Genomic DNA, 24,307 nt, shown 5'->3' on the forward strand with positions numbered 1-24,307 from the left:
TCCATTTTTTCTACCCTGAACGGCCATATATCTGGCCGTCAGCGGTTCGTTGCCGGGAGCCCTCGTGACACTTATTCAAACCTCTTTGGCAACGGTACAGATCGACTTGCCTGAACGATTGGCCCCACCCATCGACGATAGCGCCGAGGAGGGCGATGTTGTCCTCGAACTGCGAGGCGTCACTAAAGCTTATCTGCGCAAGGGCGGATCGCCGTTGCCGGCTGTCAACCACGTCAGCTTGAAGGTCCGGCGCGGCGAAGTGCTGTGCCTGATGGGCACCTCCGGCAGCGGCAAATCGACCTTGCTTCGCCATATCAATCGTTTGATCGAACCCACCAGCGGTGAGGTCTTGATTGAAGGTCAGGCTATCAGCGGCCTGAGCCACAAAGCGTTGCGGGATTTGCGCTCGCGGCGAATCGGCATGGTGTTCCAGCATTTTGGTCTTTTGCCCCATCGCACGGTGCTGGACAACGTTGCGCTGCCTCTGGAGTTGCGCGGCGAATCCGAGGCCGTCCGGCACGCAGCGGCCACCCGACAGTTACAGGCGATGGGCCTTGAGGGATGGGGCGAGCATTATCCCCACGAGTTGTCCGGCGGTATGCAGCAAAGGGTCGGTCTTGCGCGGGCATTGGTGACTGATCCGGATATTCTCCTGATGGACGAGCCTTTCAGCGCACTGGATCCGACCATCCGGCGAGACCTGCAAAGGCATTTTCTGGCCTTGGTACGCGAGCGCGGGATCACCACGTTGCTGGTCACCCACGATCCTGCCGAAGCGGTCCGTCTCGCTGATCGGATAGCGGTATTGCGCCAGGGACGTCTGGTGCAGTCGGGCACCCCGAGACAGCTGCTCGAGACGCCGGCCGATGCTGAGGTCGCGGATTTTTTCCGCGATTGCCTTCCAGCCGCACCGGTATTGCACGATGCCGGTGGCGCGGTACGTCAGATTCCCGAAACGGCACCGAAGGAGCAACCGGTTCAGCCGGGCTTGCGCGGCTGGCAAGCCTTGTTGCTCGGGCCGGCAGCGCTGGCGGCGCGGGGCCGAGGCGGGTTGTTCTGGCTCGGGTTCGCCGCAGAACTCGCGGCTCTGGCGACTGCGGTGCAGGGCATTACGAGCGCATCCTGGATATCGGTCGTGGTGGGATTGGCCGTGCTGGCGGCCAGTCGTTTCACCGCGTATTCGCTGAGCCGTCAACCGGTGCGGCGCGCCGTTTCGAGTTGGGCGTTGCCGCTGGCGGTGCTGCTGGTCAGTCAGGCATTGGTAATCTGGCGCGTGTTGACGCCCGATACCACCCAGGCGCTTTTGCAGTTCCCGGCCAGCCGCCAGGCGCTGTTACTGACCGCCCAGAGCGTGGATGACTTTATCGGTTGGTCACAGGTGACGTTCGAGAGCGCTTTTGTCGGCGTGATCGTTGCGGTTCGCACGGTCATTGAAGGCATCGAATCCCTGCTTGGTTGGCTGCCCTGGCCGGTTTGCGCGCTGGCGCTGGTATTGCTGGCCTGGCGCTCGGCGGGCCTGGCCCTGGCGCTCACCAGCAGCGCAGCGTTGTTGTATATCGGCCTGTTCGGGTTTTGGGAGCGGACAATTGCCACGCTGGCGCTGGTTGGTTCGTCGGTGCTGATCGCACTGGTCATCGGCGTACCCACCGGCATTTTGCTGGCGAAGCGGCCGATTGCCCGCAGGCTGCTCACGCCCTTGCTGGATGTCATGCAGACCCTGCCGACCTTTGTCTACCTGATTCCCGCTGTGGCGTTCTTCTCGGTGGGCAAGACTCCGGCAGTCATTGCGACGGTGATTTTTGCCCTCGCACCGATGATTCGTCTGACGTCCCTGGGCATTCAGGAAGTCCCGAAGGATGCCGTGGAAGCGGCAATCGCCCATGGAGCGAACCCTTGGCAAACCCTGGTGAAGGTGCAACTGCCGCTGGCGCGACGATCTCTGTTACTCGGGATCAATCAGACCATTGTCATGAGCTTGTCGATGGTGGTGGTTGCTGCCCTGATCGGCGCTGGAGGACTGGGTTACGACGTCATGACGGCGTTGCGCAATATCAAGGGCGGCGAGGGCATGCTGGCCGGCGTGGCGATCGTGCTGTGTGCATTGATCCCCGATCGAATCATTCAATCGAGCTTGCGCAAGCAAGACCATCTGCATAACTGAACAGTGAGACTTATCGTGGCAAAACATCTATTGCGTAACTTGAGTGCGGCTGCAGTGCTGGCCTCCCTGATCGTGCCGGCCAGCGTGATGGCCAAGGACAAAATTGTCATTGGCGAGCAGAACTGGACGGGGGCTATCGCCATTCAACACATTTTGGGTGAGGTGATCAAAACCCGTCTGGACGGTGATGTGTCGTATCTGGCCGGGGACGTGCCGGTGCTTTTCAGTGCGGCGGCCAAGGGCGACGGTTCTGTGGATGTGCTGACGGACATCTGGCTGCCCAATCAGTCGGCGGCGTGGGCCAAGTACGTCACCGGCGGCACCCGCTCACTGGTGCCCAATGCTCACCCTTATGCCGGCGAACAAGGCTTCTACATTCCCGGTTATCTGCAAGACAAGTACGGCGTCAAATCGATCTACGACCTGAAAAAACCGGAAGTGGCCAAACTCTTCGAGCCAGTGGGCGGCGGCAAGGCCGAACTGCTGGTGGGGCCGGCGGGCTGGGAGTCGACGTATATCGGCCAGATCAAGGCCAAGGATTACGGCTTCGCCGATAAATTCGAATCCGTCTCGACGGAAGCCTCGGTGACTTACGCCAAACTGGCCTCGGCTTACAAAGCGCAACGCGGCGTGGTGTTCTACGCCTACACCCCTGACTGGATTTTCTCGGCCTATGATCTGCGTCGTCTGGAAGAGCCCGCGTTCGATGGCTACGCCCAGGACAACAGAAAAGAAGATCCACTTTACAAGGCGGATGGCTGCTGGAAATTCGTCAGCCCGACCGTCGATCCCGACTGGCTGAACAAGAGCCACATCACCTGCGCCTTCCCGGATGCCAAGGTGTACGTCCTGGCTTCCACAGCACTGCAAAAGCGCGCACCGAAAATTGCCGAGTTTCTGCACAATTTCGCCATCGACCCGGCACAGTTGAACGGACTGATCCAGAAGATCGAAAAGGAAAAACAGCCAGCAGACGTCGCCGCCAAGGCCTGGGTTCAAGCCAACCCTTCTACTGTTGACCAGTGGTTTGCAGGGAAGGCGCAGCAAGTGAGTTCAGCCCAATGACCAGAGCGAACGTACGTGTGCTCGATGGCGGCATGGGGCGGGAGTTGAAGCGAATCGGCGCGCCGTTCCGTCAACCGGAATGGTCGGCCCTCGCGCTGATCGAAGCGCCCGAGTATGTGCTGCAGGCGCATCAGGCGTTCGTGAAAGCGGGCGCGCGGATCATCACCACCAACAGCTATGCGGTGGTGCCTTTTCATATTGGCGACGAGCGATTTGCCGAGCAGGGAAGAGCGCTGGCTGAGCGCGCCGGACGGCTGGCGCGGCAGGCCGCCGGCGAAAGTACCGATGCGGTCACCGTGGCCGGTTCGTTGCCGCCGGCGTTGGGGTCCTACCGGCCGGATCTGTTCGATCATCAGCGTTCAGTAGCGATCCACCGCGAACTGATTGCCGGATTGCGAACGCACGTCGATGTTTGGCTGGCCGAAACGCAAAGCTCCATTGCTGAAGTGCGGGCGGTGGCCGAAGCCCTCGGAACGGATCCCGCGCCACTTTGGGTATCATTCACGCTGTTGGACGAAGAGGGCCGGGAGCCGCGATTACGCTCAAACGAGGCCGTTGCCGATGCGGTTCGCGTGGCGGCCGAGCTGGGGGCCAAGGCGGTGCTCTTCAATTGCAGCCAGCCGGAAGTGATGGCCGCGGCTTTGATTGAGGCACGCGCTGTGATTGAAAACCTGGATCATCCTGTCGAACTGGGGGTTTATGCCAATGCTTTCCCCCCTGTCAGTGCCAAAGCCGAGGCCAATAGCGATTTGCTGGACATTCGTCGTGACCTGGGCCCCGAGTCCTACCTGGACTGGTCGAAGTCATGGGTTGCCGCAGGGGCCAGCATTGTCGGCGGATGCTGTGGAATCGGTCCGGAGCATATCGCCCAGTTGCATTTGCACCTGCAGTATCTAAAGGGTGAGGAGGCCGCGCAGGAGTGATTTTCAGGCGACGTTCTGTCAGAGCAGGCGACATTCGGTGCCGGCTGTTTCTGGGGAGCGGAAGCTTCATTCCGGGCATTGCCGGGTGTGCTCGACACCCGCGTCGGGTTCGCGCGGTCAGACTTGGGTGACGCCACCCTGATCGAATGCGCCGCTTTGCCGTCACGGCCGGGGCGTTGCAATTGCTCGGGTCGGCGAGTGGGGCAAGCCGAAATTGACGCAAGAGTGAATCCACAGGAATACGGGCAGGAAAGGGTGTATAAAAGTGATTAAAATCGTCGAAATATAGTTAACTACGCTAAATAGATGTTTAGTCGAGTTATTACAGATCGTATTGAAACGATGGAGCAGGTCATGAATCCACGCCCGATTACTGCATCGAACCTGATTGCGTCACTGGACCTTGAGCCTCACGTCGAAGGTGGTTTCTTTCGCAGAACCTACCAGGCCGATCATCGGGACATGCTCGAAACCGCCGGTGGGCCGCGTTATCTGATGACGTCGATTTACTACCTGCTTACCGAAGATTCACCGGTCGGCCAGTTTCATTTCAACCATTCGGACATCCTGCATTATTTCCATCTGGGCGATGCCATTGAGTACAGCTTGATCCTTGAAGACGGTTCACTGCAGACGTTGGTGATGGGCAGCGATGTTCTAGCCGGACAACAACTGCAATTGCACGTACCGGGCGGAATCTGGAAAGCCTCCAGGTTGCTGAATGGCGAGAACGGATTTGGTTTGATCAGCGAAGCGGTTTCACCAGGGTTTGATTTCGCGGATATGGAAATGGGGAATCGGCGGAAACTCACAGCGCAGTATCCACATCATCGAGCGCTGATTGAAAAGCTGACGCGTGACGAGGATTGAGAGCGGCACATTTCAAATAGAGAGATCTGCGGGCATCAAGGATCAGGTCCTTTGAGAGAGATGCCAGAGATTGAAATGGTGTGCGCAACCGTACTGACTCCGTAATACTTTGTTACGTGTAATGTATATTATGTTAAATGATGTGTCTGGGCGGAACTTTATGAACTCCCGCCTAAAACCATCTGATCCACCTCGGCAATCAGTTGAACAATTCATAGATCTCAGAAACCACCTGCATCGTCGCATCCTCGACCGTTCCTTCATTACGGCACAAAACCCAACCATGATCGGCAGCTGCTTGCTCGAACATCTCCGTACACGCGACATGCTCTGCGTGCTTTTGAATCACAGTACCGCCCAGTCCTCTGGATCGTGCCGTTGCCCTGGCCCATGAAATATCCGGCGTGGTGACGACGCCGACATGCAGGTCAGGCACCTGCACGTTTTGCTCGATATTCAACTGGAGAATCTCTGCAAACGGGACGGTATGGCGAAACGCGGCGTCAGACGGATACCAGCGATCGATCAAGACAATGCTGCCCAGCGGCTGCTTAGTCAGCACGTGCCGGGAGATCCAGCTGCGGCTATCAGCAAAGCGCTGACACACAGCCCACTCCAGATCCCGGGAGGGATTTCTGGCAAGTTCGTTAACGAGGGCCATCGTGGCACCCCGGTACGGATCGCTTTTTCTCTCGCAAAGCCGGATGACTTTCTTGTTGTCGGCCCTCAGTACTGCCGTAACCGCTTCCAATAATGTGGTCTTGCCGGTTCCTTTTGGCCCATCCAGAGAAATAAACAGCGGACGATTCATTTTTCACACAACGATTGAGGCATTGATGAGCACTCTATCCTCATTTACTGAAATTGAATCAGCTCATCCCTGCCCTTTGCCTAGACTTGCTTCCCAATGATGTTCGCCAGACCTTTTGACTGCCAGGGAATCACATAAGGAGCCACCCCATGTCAAAGCTATATCCCGGAATCGATCCTGAAGGGCTTATCGAGTACTCAGTGGTTTACACCGACCGCTCGCTGAACCACATGTCGCAGTCGTTTCAGGCCGTGATGAAGAACATTTCCCAGACCCTGAAACAGGTCTACAACGCCGAGGCCGTTGCGGTGGTTCCGGGCAGCGGCACATTCGGCATGGAAGCGGTGGCACGCCAGTTCGCCACCGGCCAGCAATGTCTGGTGATACGCAACGGCTGGTTCAGTTATCGCTGGAGCCAGATCCTTGACACCGGCAACATCCCGGCAGCCACGACGGTGCTGAAAGCCCGACCGGTCGAAACCGGGCGCCAGGCTGCCTACGCCCCGCCACCTCTGGACGAAGTGCTGGCAGCCATTGCGGCTTCGAGGCCGCAGATTGTCTTCGCCCCCCACGTTGAAACCTCATCAGGGATTATCCTGCCCGACGAGTATCTGCGGGCCGTCGGCGACGCCGTGCATGCGGTGGGTGGGCTGTTCGTGCTGGACTGCATCGCTTCCGGCACGCTTTGGGTTGATATGCACAAATGCGCCGTCGACCTGCTGATCAGCGCACCGCAAAAAGGCTGGAGCGCCTCCCCTTGCTGCGCTCTGGTGATGTTCAGTGCTCTGGCCCTCGAACGCATCGAGCAAACTCAAAGCAGCAGCTTCGCCTGCGACCTGAAAAAGTGGCTGCAGATCATGCAGGCCTACGAACAGGGCGGACATGCCTACCACGCGACGATGCCCAGTGATTCCCTCGCGCGGTTCAACGACGTGATGAAAGAGACGCAAGCCTATGGTTTCGACAGGATCCGCGACGACCAGCAGGCTCTGGGCGATCGGGTGCGCGCCATGTTGACCGGCAAAGGCTTCAAAAGCGTGGCCGCAGTCGGCTTTCAGGCGCCAAGCGTCGTGGTGAGCTACACCGATGATGCCGATATCAAAAACGGTAAGAAATTTGCCAGCCACGGCCTGCAGATCGCCGCTGGGGTGCCGCTGCAATGCGATGAACCGGCCGACTTCCAGACCTTTCGTATCGGTCTGTTCGGACTCGAAAAGCTGCACAACATCGAGCGGACGGTCAGCACCCTCGAGCGGGCACTGGATGAGCTGATGGTTAGCTAAGCTTTCATCTCGGCCGCAGCCAATACTGTTCCCGCAGATCCTGTCTGGCGGGAACCACCAGGCCGTGATCAACCTGTCATAAATTCCATATCTGCTGGCAAATAGAGGACTTTTCTACCGTTTCAATAGCACCTGAGGTGCCGCGAAGACAAGGCCAGCGTCGATCCGTCGCACCATTGAGCGCCAAAACCCCTTTCATTCTGAATTAGTGATTTAACTAGGTAGTTACCTAACTATATAATGCCCTCCTCATTTCAACGGGACATTCAACGTGAAGCAGAGTCAACGCCTCTCGGGCATATCAACATTCATTCTGGTCGGGCTGGGCGTGATCATCGCCCTGCTCGGCCTGGCACTGGCCGCTGGCGGTGTGAAATTGGTCAGCCTGGGAGGCTCCTGGTACTTCCTGGTGGGTGGTCTGGCGATGGCCATTTCCGGTCTGCTGATCGCACGCCGCAAGCCTTCCGGCGCCTGGCTGTTCGCAGCGTTCCTGCTGGGGACGGCGATCTGGGCAGTCATCGACGCAGGGTTGGTGTTCTGGCCGGTGTTCTCGCGTCTGTTCATGTTCAGCGCCGTGGGTCTGGTAGTTGCGCTGGTCTATCCGCTGCTCAAGCGCGCCAATGGCGGCGTTGCGGGTCGTGGTGCCTACGGTGTTGCCGCTGTTCTGGCGGTTGGACTGGCCGTGGCTGCCGGCAACATGTTCGTCGCGCACCCGACCGTCGCCCCTACCGGCACCGGTCCGGGCCTGACGCCGGTCGAGCCGGAAAAAGCGCAGAAAGACTGGGCACACTACGGTAATACTGAAGGTGGCAGCCGCTTCGCCGCGCTGGACCAGATCAACCGCAGCAACGTCGACAAGTTGAAAGTCGCGTGGACCTACCACACCGGCGACATCGCCGAGAGCGACGGCAACGGCGCCGAAGACCAGCTGACTCCGCTGCAGATCGGCAACAAAGTCTTCATCTGCACCCCGCACAACAACCTGATCGCACTCGATGCCGACACCGGTAAAGAAATCTGGAAAAACGCGATCAATGCTCAATCCAAAGTCTGGCAGCGTTGCCGTGGCATGGCCTATTTCGACGCCAGCGCCGCCGTCGCCAAACCGGCCAGCTCGCCAGTGAGCGAAACCCCGGTCGCACCCGCAGCCAACTGCACGCGCCGTCTGCTGACCAACACCATCGACGCCCGCCTGATCGCGGTCGATGCCGACACCGGCGAGTTCTGCCAGGGTTTCGGCACCAACGGCCAGGTCGATCTGAAGGCCGGTCTGGGTGATGTCCCGGACAGCTACTATCAACTGTCCTCCGCGCCGCTGATGGCCGGCACCACCGTGGTGGTTGGCGGTCGCGTTGCCGACAACGTGCAGACCGACATGCCGGGCGGCGTGATCCGTGGTTTCGACGTGATGACCGGTGCCATGCGCTGGGCGTTCGACCCGGGCAACCCGCAGGATAAAAACGCACCGGCAGACGGCAGCACCTACGTGCGCAGCACGCCGAACAGCTGGGCGCCGATGTCCTATGACCCGGCGACCAACACGATCTTCCTGCCGATGGGCAGCTCGTCCACCGATATCTATGGTGTCGAGCGCAGCAAACTGGATTACACCTACGGCGCCTCGATCCTGGCGCTGGACGCCAACAGCGGCGAAGAAAAGTGGGTCTACCAGACCGTACACAACGACCTCTGGGACTTCGACCTGCCGATGCAGCCAAGCCTGATCGACTTCACCAAGGACGGTAAAACCGTGCCGGCGGTGGTGATCGGCACCAAGGCCGGGCAGATTTACGTGCTCGACCGCGCCACCGGCAAACCGTTGACCGACGTTAAAGAAGTACCGGTCAAGGCGGCCAACATTCCGAACGAACCCTACTCGCCAACCCAGCCGAAATCGGTCGGCATGCCGCAGATCGGTGCTCAACACCTGACCGAATCGGACATGTGGGGCGCCACGCCGTACGACCAGTTGCTGTGCCGGATCGATTTCAAGTCGATGCGTTACGACGGCTTGTACACCGCGCCGGGCACTGACAAATCCCTGAGTTTCCCGGGTTCGCTGGGCGGCATGAACTGGGGCAGCATTTCCACTGACCCGGTGCACGGTTTCATCTTCGTCAACGACATGCGTCTGGGCCTGTGGATTCAGATGATCCCGTCGCAGAACAAAGGCCAGGCAACCTCCGGCGGTGAAGCGTTGAACACCGGTATGGGTGCAGTGCCCCTGAAAGGTACGCCTTACGCGGTGAACAAGAACCGCTTCCTGTCGGTTGCCGGCATTCCGTGCCAGGCCCCACCGTTCGGTACGCTGACCGCCATCGACATGAAAACCCAGAAAGTCGCCTGGCAAGTTCCGGTCGGCACTGTTGAAGACACCGGCCCGCTGGGCATCCGCATGCACCTGCCGATCAAGATCGGTCTGCCAACCCTCGGCGGCACCCTGTCGACCCAGGGCGGCCTGATCTTCATCGCCGGCACCCAGGACTTCTACCTGCGCGCGTTCAACAGCGGCAACGGTGAAGAAATCTGGAAAGCGCGTCTGCCAGTCGGCAGCCAGGGCGGCCCGATGACGTATGTATCGCCGAAAACCGGCAAGCAATACGTGGTCATCACCGCCGGTGGTGCTCGCCAGTCGACCGACCGTGGCGACTACGTGATGGCGTACGCCCTGCCGTAAACCGCAGCGCCCTCCTTCACTTCACTTGTGCGCGGCACCTTCGGGTGCCGCGTTGTTTCATGTCCTTCGCTCTGGATTTGCGCAATGTCATTGGCTGTTCGCTTTTCTCACGCCGGCGTATTCACCGGCATGCTGTTCGGTCTCACCTGCGGCGCTGCCCTGCCCGCCCTCGCCGATACCGATTCGAACGTGTTCACCCGCAACACCCTGACCGGCGACTGGGGCGGCCTGCGTCATCAGCTCGATGAAGATGGCATCAAGTTCACCGGCGACTACACCGGCGAAACCGCCTACAACGCCGACGGCGGCCTGCATCGCTCGGCGCGTTATTCGCAGAACATCAAGCTCGGTGCGCAGTTCGACCTGAGCAAACTGTACGGCGTCGACAACGCCGGCAAGATCCAGCTGAGCATCAACGACCGTCGCGGCAACAGTGCCTCCGAAGATCTGGTCGGCAACCGTCTGCCCATCCAGGAAAACTACGGCGGCCTCTACACGCGCCTGACCGAGCTGAGCTACGAGCGCAGCCTGTTTACCCCGGCGCTGAACGTCAAACTTGGCTACATGGCCATGGGCAATGACCTCGGCGGCCTCGACAGCGGGATTCTCTGCAACTTCATGAACGCCGGCTTCTGCGGCCATCCGCTGAACATGTCCGGTGGCAGTGGCTGGACCAACTACCCCAACGCCCACCTCGGTGTGCGGGTGAAATACGACCTCTCCCCTGTCTGGCAACTGCGTGTGGCCGCGTTCAACGTCGACCCGGAAAGCAACGGCAATTCCAGCCGCGCCTGGCACCTGGGCCCGAAACACACCACCGGCACCGTGGTGCCGATCGAACTGGTCTACAAGCAGGCCGGCAAACTGCCCGGCGAGTACAAGGTCGGGTATTACTACGACAGCTCCGACGTCAAACGCATCGGCAGTGACAAGGAAGTGTCCGGTCGCGGCGGTCATTACGTTCTGATCGACCAGGCCGTCTGGGCTTCGGACGTCTCTGAAGGTCGCAGCCTGCACGCCTTCGGCCAATATTCGGCGGCCAGCGAAGCAGCTTCGCCGTTCAGCAAGTGGTACGGCACCGGCCTCGTTCTGTACAAGCCTTTTGAGGGCCGTCCGCGTGACACCGTAGCGCTTGGCTACGGCCGCGCAGTGCCGAACCCGCGCAGCCGTGATGTGCAGCAAGACGCGGCGCTGGACAATGGCGCAGCGTTTCCAAACCTGGACAGCGCCGAGCAATTGATCGAACTCGGCTACGGCTACCAAGCCACTCCATGGCTGACGCTGCGCCCGAATATGCAGTACATCATCGAGCCGGGCGCGTTTTCCGGGAAGGACATCGACAATGCATTGGTGTTTGGATTGCAGGTGAAAGCTGCGCTCTGACGCCAAAGTTTGTCGACCACAAAAAAAGCACCCGAAGGTGCTTTTTTTGTGCGTGCCGCCAACCGAATCAACCCGTGAAGCTGGCCCGCGCTGCGTGCAGTTTCTTGTAGCTCTCGATCAGGCGCAGATGGCGATCCAGCCCTTCCAGCTTCATGCTGGTCGGCGTCAGGCCGTAGAAGCGCACGCTGCCGTTGACCGAGCCGATCGCCGCATCCATGCGCTCGTCGCCGAACATGCGGCGGAAGTTGGCTTCGTAGTCTTCCAGCTCCAGATCTTCGTCCAGCTCCATCTCCAGCACCACGTTGACCGCTTGATAGAACAAGCCGCGCTCGACGGTGTTGTCGTTGTATTGCAGGAAGGCTTCGACCAGATCCTTGGCCTGCTCGTACTTCTGCAAGGCGAGATAGATCAGCAGGCGCAGTTCGAGAATGGTCAACTTGCCCCATGGCGTGTTGTCGTCGAACTCGATACCGATTAGCGTGGTGATGTCGGTGTAATCGTCCAGCTCACTGTGTTCCAGGCCTTTGGCGAGGTTGCGCAGGCCGACCTTGCTCAGGTTGTGCAGGTTGAGGATGTCGGCACGGAATTGCAGCGCTTTGTTGGTGTTGTCCCAGATCAGGTCTTCTACCGGATAGATCTCCGAATAGTCCGGTACCAGAATGCGGCACGCCTTGGCGCCGATGTGCTCGTAGACCGCCATGTAGACTTCCTTGCCCATGTCTTCAAGGATGCCGAACAGCGTCGCGGCCTCTTCGGCGTTGGAGTTTTCGCCGTTGCCGGAGAAATCCCACTCGACGAATTCGAAGTCGGCCTTGGCGCTGAAGAAACGCCACGACACCACACCACTGGAATCGATGAAGTGCTCGACGAAGTTGTTTGGCTCGGTCACGGCCTGGCCCGAAAAGGTCGGCTGCGGCAGATCGTTGAGGCCTTCAAAGCTGCGGCCCTGCAGCAACTCGGTAAGGCTGCGTTCCAGCGCCACTTCGAAGCTCGGGTGCGCGCCGAACGAGGCGAACACGCCGCCGGTGCGCGGGTTCATCAGCGTCACGCACATGACCGGGAACTCACCGCCCAGCGACGCGTCTTTGACCAGCACCGGGAAACCCTGCTCTTCCAGCGCCTTGATCCCGGCGAGAATGCCCGGGTACTTCGCCAGCACCTCTTGCGGCACATCCGGCAGGGCCATTTCGCCTTCGAGGATTTCGCGTTTGACCGCCCGCTCGAAGATTTCCGACAGGCACTGCACCTGGGCTTCAGCCAGGGTGTTGCCGGCGCTCATGCCGTTGCTGAGAAACAGGTTTTCGATCAGGTTGGACGGGAAGTACACCACCTTGTTGTCCGACTGACGTACGAACGGCAGCGAGCAGATGCCGCGCTGGGTGTTGCCGGAATTGGTGTCGTACAGGTGCGAGCCGCGCAGTTCGCCGTCACGGTTGTAGATGCCCAGGCAGTATTCGTCGAGGATTTCTGCAGGCAACTCATCTTTGGCGCCAGGCTTGAACCAGCGCTCGTCCGGGTAATGCACGAACTCGGCATTGGCGATCTCTTCGCCCCAGAACTGATCGTTGTAGAAGAAGTTGCAGTTCAGCCGCTCGATGAACTCGCCCAGCGCCGAGGCCAGCGCGCTCTCTTTGGTCGCGCCCTTGCCGTTGGTGAAGCACATCGGCGACTGCGCATCGCGGATGTGCAGCGACCAGACGTTGGGCACGATGTTGCGCCACGAAGCGATTTCAATCTTCATGCCCAGGTCGGCCAGAATCCCCGACATATTGGCGATGGTCTGTTCCAGCGGCAGGTCCTTGCCGGCAATGCAGGTGCCCGCGCCGGACGTGGACGCCGGCATCAGCAAGGCCTGGGCATCGGCGTCGAGGTTCTCGACTTCCTCGATCACGAACTCCGGCCCGGCCTGCACCACCTTCTTCACCGTGCAACGGTCGATCGAGCGCAGGATGCCCTGGCGATCCTTCTCGGAAATGTCCGCCGGCAGCTCGACCTGGATCTTGAAGATCTGGTTGTAGCGGTTTTCCGGATCGACAATGTTGTTCTGCGACAGACGAATGTTTTCGGTCGGGATATTGCGGGTGCTGCAGTACAACTTTACGAAGTAAGCCGCGCACAAGGCCGACGACGCCAGGAAATAGTCGAACGGACCCGGTGCAGAGCCATCGCCCTTGTAACGGATCGGTTGGTCGGCCACCACCGTGAAGTCATCGAACTTGGCTTCAAGTCGGAGGTTGTCGAGAAAATTGACCTTGATTTCCATGCGGGTTACCAGAATAGCGGGCTAAACAAATTGGCCGCCATTATCCGGCTTTTGAGCGTGAAGTCTTGTGCTTTTGCTTAGCGGGGCCTGAGCGGTCAGACACCTTTGACGAACTTCCGAACATCTCGAAGCTGAAGATGTTCTAGATTGAAGAAGTACCGGATCAAGGACGAGCAAATGGACATTTCCAGCCGTGCGACGTCGTTACCCACCCTGCAGGGCTCTGTCACCCGGCGTCTGGCCGTCGCGGTGGGTGCGCTGTTCATTGCCGGAGTGATGGCGGCGACCGCTGCGTTGCTCGGCATTGCCACTCAACTGGATGAGGATGACGTCAATGACGTGCGGTTCTATTCCGGCCGAGCGCTGGAAAACCGCATCACGGCATCGAAGAACTACATCACCAGTTACGCCTACTGGACGACAGCGTATGAACGTTTGAGCGGCACGGTCGACACGAACTGGGCGTATACCGAGCAGAACATGGGCAAGACCCTGTTTACCAGCGACGGCTATGACGGTCTGTTCGTGCTGGATCGAGAACGCACCAAATACGCCGTGGTTCGCGGGCAATTGCTCGATGCGCAACTGCCCCAGTTCCTGCAGCTTTCGGCGAACAGTCTGGTGGAGCAAGTGCAAAGTCAGCCCGACCTGACCAAGCCCGTCAGTAGTTATTCATTGTTCGAAGGCTGGCCGGCGCTGGTCACCGCGGCGGCGATCCTTCCCAACGATGAGCGCCCAGTGGGCGATCCCCAAAAGACTTCGGTACTGGTATTCGTCGACAAACTGACACCCACCAAGTTGCGCAAGATCGGCAGCGGGTACGGGCTGAACAATCTGTCGCTGGCACCGGACGACAGCATCGACCAGGGCCAGCCCCGCGTCCCGCTGGACAGCACCGGATACAGCCTCGTTGCGGATCTGGAGCGACCGGGCCTGCATCTGCTGTGGTCATTGTTGCCCACCCTCGGCTCCGCCTTGATTGTGTTGATGGCGCTGACGGCCTGGTTCTTTCGCCATGCATTGCGTTCCTCGCGCTATGTCGACAACAGTTTTGAAGCGATGCAGGCCTCGAATCAGGCACTGCTGGCGTCCAACCGCGCACTGGAAGCCAGCGAAGAGCGCTTCCGGGCGGTGGCCGAAGCCGCGTCCGACTGGATCTGGGAAGTGGATGAAGCGTTGTCCATCACCTATCTGTCGACCCGGTTCAGTGCGGTCACCGGCTATCCGCAGGCCCAATGGATCGGGAAACACATCGGGCACTTGCTTGTCTGCGACACCACGCCGCTGGATCTGTGGCTGAAAAAACTCGATGAGGAGAACAACGCCAGCGACCTGCGCTGCACCTACCGTGACCGCAAGGAACAACAGCGCCACTGCCGCCTCTCGGCCCGGCCCATCGTGGAAAGAGCGGCAGTCGTCGGCTATCGCGGCACGGCCAGCGACATCACCGATGAAGTCGCCGCCCATGCGCAGATCCAGCACCTGTCCTTGCATGACGCGCTGACGGGACTGCCCAACCGCAACAAACTGTCGCGCTATCTGGACGACGCTCTGCTGCTCAAGGAACACGCTCCGCCTGTGTCGCTGTTGATGATTGACCTGGACAATTTCAAGCCGATCAACGATTCGCTCGGCCACCCCGCCGGCGATGCTGTTTTGCAGGAGGTTGCCGGCCGACTGCGCGAATGCACGCGTGACCACGATATCGTCGCCCGTCTGGGCGGTGACGAGTTCGTCGTTGTGCTCTGCGGCATGGACACGCATCAGGAGATCGACAGATTCTGCACACGCCTGATCGGCAGCCTGCATCAGCCCATCCTCTTCGAACAGCAACCGTTGCACATCGGCGCCAGTGTCGGCATCGCCCTGAGCCGGCGTCATGGGTACGTGGCCAGCGAGCTGATCCGCTGCGCAGACATTGCGCTGTACCAGGCCAAATCCGAAGGCAAGAACACCTGGTGCTATTTCGAAGCGCACATGAGCGATCAGATCCAGACCCGTCGGCAGATGGAGGACGACCTTCGAAGGGCCCTGACGAACAATGAGTTCGTGCTGCACTATCAACCCCGATACAAGGTCGATGGCAAGGAAATCGTTTCGGTCGAGGCACTGGTGCGCTGGCAGCATCCTGCCAAAGGGTTGCTCGGGCCGGATTTGTTCATTCCGCTGGCCGAACAGACAGATCTGATTGTTCCCCTCGGTCGCTGGGTCCTGCGTGAGGCTTGTGAAACGGCACTGACCTGGCCGGCGGACATTCTCCTGTCGGTCAACCTGTCACCTGCGCAGTTTGCGATCAGCGATGTGGTCGAAGATGTACGCGAAGTGCTGGTCGGCACTCGCTTCCCGGCCAGCCGGCTGGAGCTGGAAATCACCGAGAACGTAATGCTCAACGACACGGACGGCGCGCTGACCACCATGACCGCGCTCAAGGAACTGGGCGTGCGCCTGAACATGGATGACTTCGGCACCGGTTATTCCTCCCTTGGCTATCTGCGGGCTTACCCGTTCGATGGCATCAAGATCGACAAACGCTTCATTGCTTCCATCAGCACCGGCGCCAATGATCGGGCGGTGGTGCAGGCCATCATCGGGCTGGGTAAAGCGATGGGGCTGACCGTGACCGCCGAAGGCGTCGAAACCGAGGAACAACTGGACATCCTGGGCAAGGATCAATGCAACGAAGTCCAGGGCTATTACATGAGTCGCCCGATCGACAAGTCGGCCTTCGCCAGTCTTCTGCAGGCATCAAGAGCCGCCGCTGTCGATCCTTCCAGGCAACGAAAAGGCCGGGTGACCTGAGGACGCTGACTCAGCACATCCGCTCAATCGCGGCACGACGGTTTGCTTCAGTATCCGGCGACTTCCATCACGGCCGGTCACTGACACATGAAAGGTTTCATGCAACCGCGTTTCGCCCTGGCACTGTTGTATTGCGCAATGACCGACTCGGCATTTGCCAGCGGATTTCTCGACGACGCCAAAACCGAAGTGCTCAGCCGCAACTTCTACCTGAGCAACGACTATCGCTCGCCCTCTCCGTCCGGGAAAAACTACAAACAGGAATGGGCTCAAGGGTTTATCGGCACTTTCGCATCCGGTTTCACGGATGGAACCATCGGCTTTGGCCTCGATGCTCATGCCTTTTATGGTTTGAAACTCGATGGCGGCAAAGGGCATTCCGGCACGGGACTGTTGCCGGTGGACAGTGATGGCCGTAGCGAAAGCGAATACTCCAGCGCGGGTGGTGCGCTGAAGCTCAAGGCCTCGAAAACCACCCTCGCCTTCGGTGAAATGACCGTGGAAACGCCGGTATTCGACACTTCGGACAAACGCCTGCAACCGGAATACGCCACGGGGTTTCTGCTCGACAGCCGCGAGATCGATAACGCGCGTCTTGTCGCCGGGCGTTTCACGGCGTTCAAGAATCAGGACAGCTCTTCCGGCAGAGGCGATTTTCAGGGCTATGGCGCCAGCACCCGGGGCGAAAGCATCAGTTTTGTCGGCACCGACCTGTTCAGCGACAGCCCGGTGGGCGGCGCGCTGTATGCGTCCGACCTGAGCGACACCTGGCGCCAGTACTACGCCAACCTGCATTTCAAACGGTCCGGTGTGCTGCTCGACGCCAACGTCTACCACACCCGCGACACCGGACAGGCACTGGCGGGAGAAATCGACAACACCGCGTTCAGCCTCTCGGGCAAATACACCTTCGGCGCCCACGCGGTCATGCTCGGCTGGCAACGCATCAATGGTGACACGCCGTTCGATTTCGTCGGCGGCGACTCGATCTACCTGGCCAACTCGATCAAATACGCCGACTTCAACGGCGCCAACGAACGTTCCTGGCAAGCACGTTACGACCTGGATCTCGGCGCCTTCGGCATTCCCGGGCTGAACTTCATGACCCGCTATGTTTCCGGCAGCCACATCGACGGCACCCACGCACCCAAGGGCGGCGCCTACAACCCGTTCGACGCGGACAGCGGGCAATATCAGCCGCAGCAAGGGGACGGCGGCAAACATTGGGAACGCGACATCGATCTGCGCTACATCGTCCAGTCAGGTGCGGCCAAGGATCTGTCGGTGCAGCTGTCCCACGTTTCGCACCGGGCCAACAGCGCCCAGGCGGGCGATGATATTGACCGGATCTACGTGGTGATCCAGTACCCGTTGGGCTTTTGAGGGAAATTGGCGGAAGGCAGCCGGAGTCGAACCTGCCCGGGAACGGATGCCGTCCCCAACCGGGTTTGAAGCCCGGCCGCGCCACCGGGCGCGATTGCCTTCCATGAACTCAGTCCGCGCCGGGGTTGGCCAGCGCACTGTCGGAGCGGATTTGCCGGCCTTCGCCGACGCGCCGGGTCAGGCCCAGCCGATCGAAGTATTCGAGGATCTGAATACTGCGCTTGCGTCCCAAGCCTAGCGCATCGCGGAAGGCCGTGACTTCGATCTGCGGATTTTCTTCGGCCAGGCGCAGCAGCACCGCCGCCATTTGCCGCAGCGTGATATCGGTGACAAACAGGTCGCGCACCACTTGATGCATCACGCCAAGGCGCGCCAGTTTGCGCAGCAGCAAACGCACGGTCGCGTCTTCCTGGTCGACGAATTTCGCCACGTCGCGTACCCACGGCGGATCGAAACCAGCCTGCTCGAACAATGGCTGCAGCGCCTGCCACAGGGTTTCGTCGTCGGCGCTCAGGCGCACTTGGTGGTCGGGCAAATGCAGCCATGAGCCGCTGGCGACCAGCGAGCCGGCGCCGAGCAATTCTTCCAGTAGGCTGATAAAGGTCGCGCGTTCGAGGCTCAAACCGCTGAAACGCCGCAGACGGTCACGATCCGGGCCCATCTGATCGGGCTCCAGCTCATGAAAGCGCGTCAGTTGTTCCAGCAAGGTGAACTTGAGCATGCCCCAGCGCTGCGCATTGAACAGCACCGGGCCTTGTCGGGTTTCGATCAGGCGGACGTTGTCCGGCAGCGTCCAGCCGTCACGCGGACGATTGAACTGACGTTCCAGACGCTGCGGATCGAGGCCACTTGCGCTGTATTCCAGTAGCGTCGGCAACGCCTGTTCCAGCTCGGAGCTGATCGCCAGCACACGCAGTTGCGCCAGCCGTTCCGGGCTGCGGCGCTGGCGGGCCGGGGCGAAGGGATCGAGCACGCGCCCGCCGCCGAGCGTTCGCTGGGCGCTGGCGTCACGCAGGATCAGCGGATCACCGTGGACACCGTGCACCGGAACGTTCGTCAGCAGTTGTGCGAACATGCGCTCGCCGGGTGCTAGGCTCGGGCCTTCCAGCAAGGCGACCCGGGCGATCACGTCCTGCGTGCCGAGATGCAGGTGCACTGGCTGGAAGTGCTGGAAAACCCGCTCGCCCGACAGCAGCCGGAATTCGATATCCAGCCGCTGGGTCGGTGCGTGCAGCCATTCGGCGAGCAACCATTGGCCGCGATGGATCTGCCCGAGTTCCAGACGATCCGCGCTGATGTTCAGGGCCACGCGCTGGCCGGCGAAGGCTTGTTCGGCAGCCTGATTCTGCGCGTGCAGGCCCCTGACCCGCACGGTTTTGCCCGCCGGGCCGAGGCTGAGTTTGTCACCCACGACGACCGAGCCCGAAAGCGCCGTCCCCGTCACCACGATCCCGGCGCCGGCGACACTGAACGCCCGGTCGATGGCCAGGCGAAAACCGCCTTCGCGACTGCGCTCCTCGCCTTCTATCTGCAGCAATGTCTGGCGCAGCGCATCGACGCCCTCGCCCGTCACGCTGGAAACCGTCAGCAACGGTGCTTCGGCATAGGGCCCGGGTGCCAGCAGGCTTTCAACCTGTCGGCGAACCTCTTCCACCCTGCCCGCCTCGACCCGATCACACTTGGTGATCGCCACCAGCGCCCGTGGAATGCCCAGCAGCTCGACAATCGCCAGATGCTCGCGGGTCTGCGGCATCACGCCGTCATCCGCCGCCAACACCAGCAATACCAGATCGATGCCCTGCGCGCCTGCGAGCATGTTGTGGGTGAATTTCTCGTGGCCCGGCACGTCGATGAAACCGGTCAGCCCGGCGCCGGGCGCCAGTTCTGCGTACAGATAACCGAGGTCGATGGTCATCCCGCGCTCGCGCTCCTGCGGGCGGCGGTCGCCGGTCTGCCCGGTCAGCGCTTCAAGCAGTGACGTCTTGCCGTGGTCGATGTGCCCTGCCGTGCCGACGATCACGTTTGCAACTGCCCGAGTTGCGCCTGCCACGCCGGTTCATCGTCGAGTTGCCGCAGATCCAGCCACAACGCGTCGTCATCAATGCGCCCGAGCACCGGGATCGGCAAGGCGCGCAGCGCGGCTTCCAGATTCAGCAGGCAACGGCCGCGCAGGCGTTTCGATACTTGCGGGCGCAGGCACAGCGCTGCGCTTGGCAGGCGCGCCACCGGTTGGCTGCCGCTGCCGATCATGCCCAGCGCGGGTTCCGCCGTGACGGTCCAGCCCTCGCCCAGCAGTTCGGCCAAGGCCGGTTGCAGGCGTTCGGCCTGGGTCAGAATCTCGGCTTGCGGTCGGGTCAGCAAGCGCAGGCTCGGCAAGCGTTCGGCCAGCCGATCCGGGTCGCGATAGAGCCCGAGCACCGCTTCGAGTGCGGCCAGCGTCAGTTTGTCGACACGCAACGCGCGCTTCAGCGGGTTCTTCTTGATCTTCGCGATCAAGTCCTTGCGCCCGACGATCACCCCCGCCTGCGGCCCGCCAAGCAACTTGTCGCCGCTGAAGGTGACGATGTCGGCGCCATCGAGCAGCGCCTGACGGACCGTCGGTTCCGCCGGCAGGCCCCAGCGGGTCAGGTCCAGCAGGCTGCCGCTGCCAAGATCTTCCAGCAACGGCAGGTCATGCCGATGGGCCAACGCCGCCAGTTCGGAAGTCGGCACTCGAGCGGTGAAACCTTCGATGCTGTAGTTGCTCGCGTGCACGCGCATGATCAGGCCGCTGCGCGGGCCGATCGCCGCTTCGTAGTCGCGGGCATGGGTACGATTGGTGGTGCCGACCTCGTGCAGGCGCACGCCAGCACGGCTCATGATGTCGGGGACGCGAAACGCGCCGCCGATCTCGATCAGCTCGCCCCGGGAAATGATGCCTTCCTTGCGCGCGCCGAGGCTGTTGAGGGTCAGCAGCACGGCGGCGGCATTGTTGTTGACCACGGTCACGGCTTCGGCGCCGGTCAGTTCGCGGATCAGGCCTTCGATCAGGTCGTCGCGGTCACCACGCTTGCCGCTGGCCAGGTCGAATTCCAGGTTCAAGGGATAGCGCGCCGCCAGTTGCACGGCGTCGATGGCTTCTTCCGGCAGCAAAGCCCGGCCGAGGTTGGTGTGCAGCACGGTGCCGGTCAGGTTGAACACCCGGCGCACCTGGCTGCGCTGCTTCAGGGCCAGGCGTTCAGAAACCCTTCCGGCCAAGGCTTCAGGGCTGATTTCAACGGCGGTCAGTTGCCCCGCCACCACGGCTTCGCGCAAGTCATCCAGTAACTGGCGAAACCCCGTCAACAGGGCCTCACGCCCGTAACGCTCGGCCAATGGCTGGCACGCGGGGTGGCGCAACAGGCTGTCAATCGACGGTAACCGCAGGGCAACACTTACGGACATCAGGCACTCCCGAAATCGAAATACGCCTGATGATGTTAGACCATCCTGCTTCTAGCGCAGTGCGGCCCTCTGAACCGGCACATAGGTTTGACTCAGGTCCGTCGCCCAGCCATCGAGCACGGCTTTCACGTTATCGGGCGTCATGACCTGTTTGTCGTTTTCCAGCGGCACGCCCTTGCCCTTGCGCACCACCTCGGCCACAACCTCCCCGGTCGAACCGTCCTCGAAGGACACTTCCGTGGCGATCTCACTGTCCCGGTCACGAATGCCGGTGGCGCTGCTCACCCCGGCCGCGACCAGTGTCACCGGCAGCCATTCATAAAAACGCAGGCCCTGGGTACTGGCGGCGACCTGGGTGATGGCCGGTTTGACGATCAGCGTGTCCGGGCCGGGCTTCGACGCCAGCGGCAGCACCTTGCCCAGTTCCAGCCTGAGGGCTGCGTCGTAGTAGTGGGTCACGCCCGACAAGGTACTTTGGGGAATGCGCTGCGACGGCTGGGGCCGGGGATAGAACTGGCTCGGCGCCAAATAAACCTGGGTGTAACGGCCTCTCGCCAGAGTCGGGCTGACCCAGCTCAGAATCTTGTGCCCCGAAGCGGTCTGCCCTTCCTTGAGCACGCTGTAATCCCGTAGAAACCCGGCCTGCGGCTCCGCCGGAAGCTTCTTGCTGCTGCACGCCGACAGGCTGAGGGTGGCGGCAAACAGCACGGCCAGTGAGCGATGGCTAGTCATCGATGGTGTTTCCTTGTTCAAGCGTGGACGTGGCTGTGCGGGGTGTTGTCGGAGCACTCGATGCGCAACTGGCCGTGGGTCATGATCCATTGGATGAATTCGGCGGTAGGAATCGTGTGCAGGTATTCGACCCAATGGGCTTCGGTCGGGCTGAATCGTTCGAAATAGCGGCGCAGGATCAACTGGCTCTGATCGTTCGTCAGCCCCAGGCACGTCTCCTGGAACAGGATCGGCGTGTCGGGACCCGGTGCGGTGGTGCGCTGGGTCAGGATCAACGGGCGCACGGCGCCATGGTCCCGGGTGATGTAGCCGCTGTTCATGTCCTTCATGTTGAGCCCCCTTGGTTGGAAGGCCTGCAGAGTGCCTGCGGATGTTTGCCCGACGATGTCCGGCTGATGTCCGCGCTGAAGGAATGTTGCAGGATTGAAATATATGACCGGCGCATCGAAATGGTTTTAGATGCGCTTCTTTTGGGTTCATGGATTGCGCAAACGTGAGCAGATTGCTGATCGTCGATGACGACGGGGAAATTCTGTCCTTGCTGAAGAAGTTCTTCGTTCAGCACGGCTATCAGGTCGATGTCGCCGCCCATGGCGAGGCCATGTGGGCGGCCATTGCGCAGGCACGGCCGGACACGATCATCCTCGACCTGATGCTCCCCGGTGAGGGTGGCCTGAGCCTGTGCCAGAAAGTCCGGGCGCAGATGGGCATCCCGATCATCATGCTCACGGCCATGGCCGAGCTGAGCGACCGGATCGTCGGCCTGGAATTGGGCGCCGACGACTACCTGACCAAGCCCTTCGCCCCGCAGGAGTTGCTGGCCCGGGTACGCGCGCTGCAACGCCGGGTCGGTGAGCACACGCCGTCCGGCGCCGAGCCTTCACGCCCGGTCATGGCCTTCGCCGGTTGGCATCTGGACATCACCTGCCGCGAACTGCGCTCGCCCGAAGGCGTGATGATTCCGATGTCCGCCGGCGAATTCGACCTGCTGCTGGTGTTGCTTGAACACCCGCAACGCATCCTGACCCGCGAACAACTGATCGACCTGACCCACGGCCAGGGCCACGACGCCTATGACCGCAGCATCGACGTGCAGATCAGCCGGCTGCGGCGCAAGATCGAACCGGACAGCAAGCGCCCGGACCTGATCCGCACGGTGCGCAACGGCGGCTACATGTTCACTGCCAAGGTCAGCCGCTCATGATCGGCCGGATGCTGCGGCGCGACACCCTCAGCCGGCGGATTGCCCTGACGATCGTCGCGGCCATGCTCGCTTCGCTGCTGCTCAATGCGCTGTTCGTTCAGGTCGCGGGGATCTGGGCCCGGCCGCCGATCGAGCGCACCGGGCTGCTGGAGCAGATCGCCGCCACCACCCGAGTGGTCGAGGCCGCGCCGGCAAACTTGCGCCCGCAACTGGCCAGTGCCGCCAGCAGCCCGATACTTGAGGTGTTGTGGAAACCCCGTCGAGCCGACTTCGGTCTGCCGGGGGACGGCGAACAGGTCGAAGCCGGAAAAGTGCCGGCGCTGCGGCAATTGCTTGGCGATAACCGACAGATCGATGTGTTCAACCCCGATGACTGGCCCGCCGGCAGCCCTCGCGCGCATTACATGGCGCTGGTGCGGCTGGCGGATGACAGCTGGCTGTCGTTCACGCCGCCGGAGCGCAGTTGGGGCTTGAGCCTGAACGTGCGGATTGCCGTGATCGTTGCCCTGGGGCTGGTCGCCACGCTGCTGGTCGCCTGGCTGGCCACGCGGCAACTGGCCCAGCCGTTGCAGCGTTTTGCCCATGCGGCGCGGCGTTTTGGCGGGGATCTGAAAGCGCCGCCGATCCACCTCGAAGGCCCGCACGAAATCCGTCAGGCCATCGTCGCCTTCAACACGATGCAGGCGCAGATCCAGCATTTCATCGGCGAACGCACGCACATGCTCGCCGCGATCTCCCACGATTTGCGCGCGCCGCTGACCCGGATGCGCCTGCGCAGCGAGTTCATGGAAGACCTCGACCATCAGGGCAAACTGATCCGCGACATCGAGGAAATGCAATCGATGATCAACGCCGCCCTGGCGTTCTTCCGGGAAGACACCCATCTGGAGCAATCCACCGCGTTCGATCTGTCGGAGTTGCTGCAAACCATCGTCGATGACTACCGCGATCAGCACATCGACATCGACTTCAGCGGCCCGGCGCATGTGGTGTACGACGGCCGGCCGCTGGGCATCAAACGGGTCATCGTCAATCTGCTGGATAACGCCGTGAAATACGGACAACGCCCAAGCGTGGCGTTGAGCAGCGATGACACGTCGATCCGCATCGAGGTCATTGACGAAGGGCCGGGGATTCCCGAGGACGCGCTGGAGCGGGTGTTCGATCCGTTTTTCCGTCTCGAAACCTCGCGCAACCGCGACACTGGCGGGGTCGGGCTCGGTCTTTCGGCGGCCCGGGGAATCATTCGTGAACAGGGTGGCGAGTTGAGCCTGCGCAATCGCCGCAGTGGCGGCTTGCGCGCACGGGTTGAATTGCCGCATCGCTGAGG

17 protein-coding genes, 1 tRNA gene and 1 pseudogene are annotated in these 24,307 nt (G+C 61.1%); 12 read left to right on the plus strand and 7 right to left on the minus strand.

All coding sequences use genetic code 11. The features are described from left to right. Positions 1-100: 100 nt before the first annotated feature. The 5 genes and pseudogenes from L6D82_RS07305 (at position 101) to L6D82_RS07325 (ending at position 5,019) form a co-directional block, all read left to right on the plus strand. Positions 101-2,161: an ATP-binding cassette domain-containing protein gene (locus tag L6D82_RS07305; protein WP_236188744.1), complete on the plus strand. Its 2,061-nt coding sequence runs from the start codon at positions 101-103 to the stop codon at positions 2,159-2,161. 87 nt (positions 2,162-2,248) lie between these two features. Beyond that, the gene (locus L6D82_RS07310) at positions 2,249-3,226 is read left to right on the plus strand and encodes an ABC transporter substrate-binding protein (RefSeq protein ID WP_236188746.1); all 978 of its coding nucleotides are present in this window, start codon (positions 2,249-2,251) and stop codon (positions 3,224-3,226) included. Further along, entirely contained in the window at positions 3,223-4,149 is a 927-nt protein-coding gene (locus L6D82_RS07315; protein WP_236188534.1) for a homocysteine S-methyltransferase family protein, read from the plus strand. The genes L6D82_RS07310 and L6D82_RS07315 overlap by 4 nt, the downstream gene beginning before the upstream one ends. A gap of 15 nt (positions 4,150-4,164) precedes the next feature. Continuing rightward, positions 4,165-4,290: pseudogene (locus L6D82_RS07320) on the plus strand (peptide-methionine (S)-S-oxide reductase); the annotation flags it as partial. A 213-nt stretch (positions 4,291-4,503) separates the two neighbouring features. Continuing rightward, positions 4,504-5,019: a cupin domain-containing protein gene (locus tag L6D82_RS07325; RefSeq protein WP_236188535.1), complete on the plus strand. Its 516-nt coding sequence runs from the start codon at positions 4,504-4,506 to the stop codon at positions 5,017-5,019. Positions 5,020-5,218: 199 nt separating this feature from the next. Here the strand turns inward: L6D82_RS07325 and L6D82_RS07330 are convergent, their stop codons facing one another. Then, entirely contained in the window at positions 5,219-5,830 is a 612-nt protein-coding gene (locus tag L6D82_RS07330) for a dTMP kinase (protein WP_102686161.1), read from the minus strand. A gap of 149 nt (positions 5,831-5,979) precedes the next feature. On the opposite strand from L6D82_RS07330, the gene L6D82_RS07335 reads away from it, so the two are divergent. The 3 genes from L6D82_RS07335 (at position 5,980) to L6D82_RS07345 (ending at position 11,173) form a co-directional block, all read left to right on the plus strand. After that, positions 5,980-7,113, plus strand: a complete 1,134-nt coding sequence (locus L6D82_RS07335) for an aminotransferase class V-fold PLP-dependent enzyme (RefSeq protein WP_236188536.1) — start codon at positions 5,980-5,982, stop codon at positions 7,111-7,113. Positions 7,114-7,384: 271 nt separating this feature from the next. Beyond that, positions 7,385-9,790 (plus strand): glucose/quinate/shikimate family membrane-bound PQQ-dependent dehydrogenase, encoded by a 2,406-nt coding sequence (locus tag L6D82_RS07340; protein WP_236188537.1) that lies wholly within the window; start codon positions 7,385-7,387, stop codon positions 9,788-9,790. 84 nt (positions 9,791-9,874) lie between these two features. Continuing rightward, positions 9,875-11,173: a carbohydrate porin gene (locus L6D82_RS07345; protein WP_236188538.1), complete on the plus strand. Its 1,299-nt coding sequence runs from the start codon at positions 9,875-9,877 to the stop codon at positions 11,171-11,173. A gap of 67 nt (positions 11,174-11,240) precedes the next feature. On the opposite strand, the gene L6D82_RS07350 is transcribed toward L6D82_RS07345, so the two are convergent. Further along, on the minus strand, positions 11,241-13,436 hold the full coding sequence (locus tag L6D82_RS07350) for an OsmC domain/YcaO domain-containing protein (RefSeq protein WP_236188539.1): 2,196 nt from the start codon (positions 13,434-13,436) through the stop codon (positions 11,241-11,243). Positions 13,437-13,613: 177 nt separating this feature from the next. Between L6D82_RS07350 and L6D82_RS07355 the strand changes: the two genes are divergently transcribed. Continuing rightward, a complete protein-coding gene (locus L6D82_RS07355; RefSeq protein ID WP_236188540.1) occupies positions 13,614-16,235 on the plus strand; it encodes a bifunctional diguanylate cyclase/phosphodiesterase in 2,622 nt (873 codons plus the stop codon). A gap of 99 nt (positions 16,236-16,334) precedes the next feature. After that, positions 16,335-17,618, plus strand: coding sequence for an OprD family porin (locus L6D82_RS07360; RefSeq protein ID WP_236188541.1), 1,284 nt, complete (start codon positions 16,335-16,337; stop codon positions 17,616-17,618). 7 nt (positions 17,619-17,625) lie between these two features. Here L6D82_RS07360 and L6D82_RS07365 read toward each other — a convergent pair. From L6D82_RS07365 to L6D82_RS07385, 5 genes are all read right to left on the minus strand, one after another. Next, positions 17,626-17,721, minus strand: a tRNA-Sec gene (locus tag L6D82_RS07365). A 6-nt stretch (positions 17,722-17,727) separates the two neighbouring features. Next, positions 17,728-19,638 (minus strand): selenocysteine-specific translation elongation factor, encoded by a 1,911-nt coding sequence (selB, locus tag L6D82_RS07370; protein ID WP_236188748.1) that lies wholly within the window; start codon positions 19,636-19,638, stop codon positions 17,728-17,730. After that, positions 19,635-21,041, minus strand: a complete 1,407-nt coding sequence (selA, locus tag L6D82_RS07375; protein WP_236188542.1) for an L-seryl-tRNA(Sec) selenium transferase — start codon at positions 21,039-21,041, stop codon at positions 19,635-19,637. The genes selB and selA overlap by 4 nt, the downstream gene beginning before the upstream one ends. A 51-nt stretch (positions 21,042-21,092) precedes the next feature. Beyond that, on the minus strand, positions 21,093-21,773 hold the full coding sequence (locus L6D82_RS07380; RefSeq protein WP_236188543.1) for a DUF3313 domain-containing protein: 681 nt from the start codon (positions 21,771-21,773) through the stop codon (positions 21,093-21,095). Positions 21,774-21,790: 17 nt separating this feature from the next. Beyond that, positions 21,791-22,102: a hypothetical protein gene (locus L6D82_RS07385; protein WP_129973772.1), complete on the minus strand. Its 312-nt coding sequence runs from the start codon at positions 22,100-22,102 to the stop codon at positions 21,791-21,793. A 149-nt stretch (positions 22,103-22,251) separates the two neighbouring features. On the opposite strand from L6D82_RS07385, the gene L6D82_RS07390 reads away from it, so the two are divergent. Together L6D82_RS07390 and L6D82_RS07395 are read left to right on the plus strand one after the other, a co-directional pair. Further along, positions 22,252-22,977 carry a response regulator gene (locus tag L6D82_RS07390; protein WP_085745701.1) on the plus strand — a complete coding sequence of 242 codons (726 nt, stop codon included), beginning with the start codon at positions 22,252-22,254 and terminating at the stop codon, positions 22,975-22,977. Further along, positions 22,974-24,305 (plus strand): ATP-binding protein, encoded by a 1,332-nt coding sequence (locus tag L6D82_RS07395; RefSeq protein WP_085745702.1) that lies wholly within the window; start codon positions 22,974-22,976, stop codon positions 24,303-24,305. Before L6D82_RS07390 ends, L6D82_RS07395 begins: the two co-directional genes overlap by 4 nt. The last annotated feature ends 2 nt before the right edge of the window (positions 24,306-24,307 follow it).

Source organism: Pseudomonas paraglycinae, assembly GCF_021601625.1.
GTDB classification, from domain to species: domain Bacteria; phylum Pseudomonadota; class Gammaproteobacteria; order Pseudomonadales; family Pseudomonadaceae; genus Aquipseudomonas; species Aquipseudomonas paraglycinae.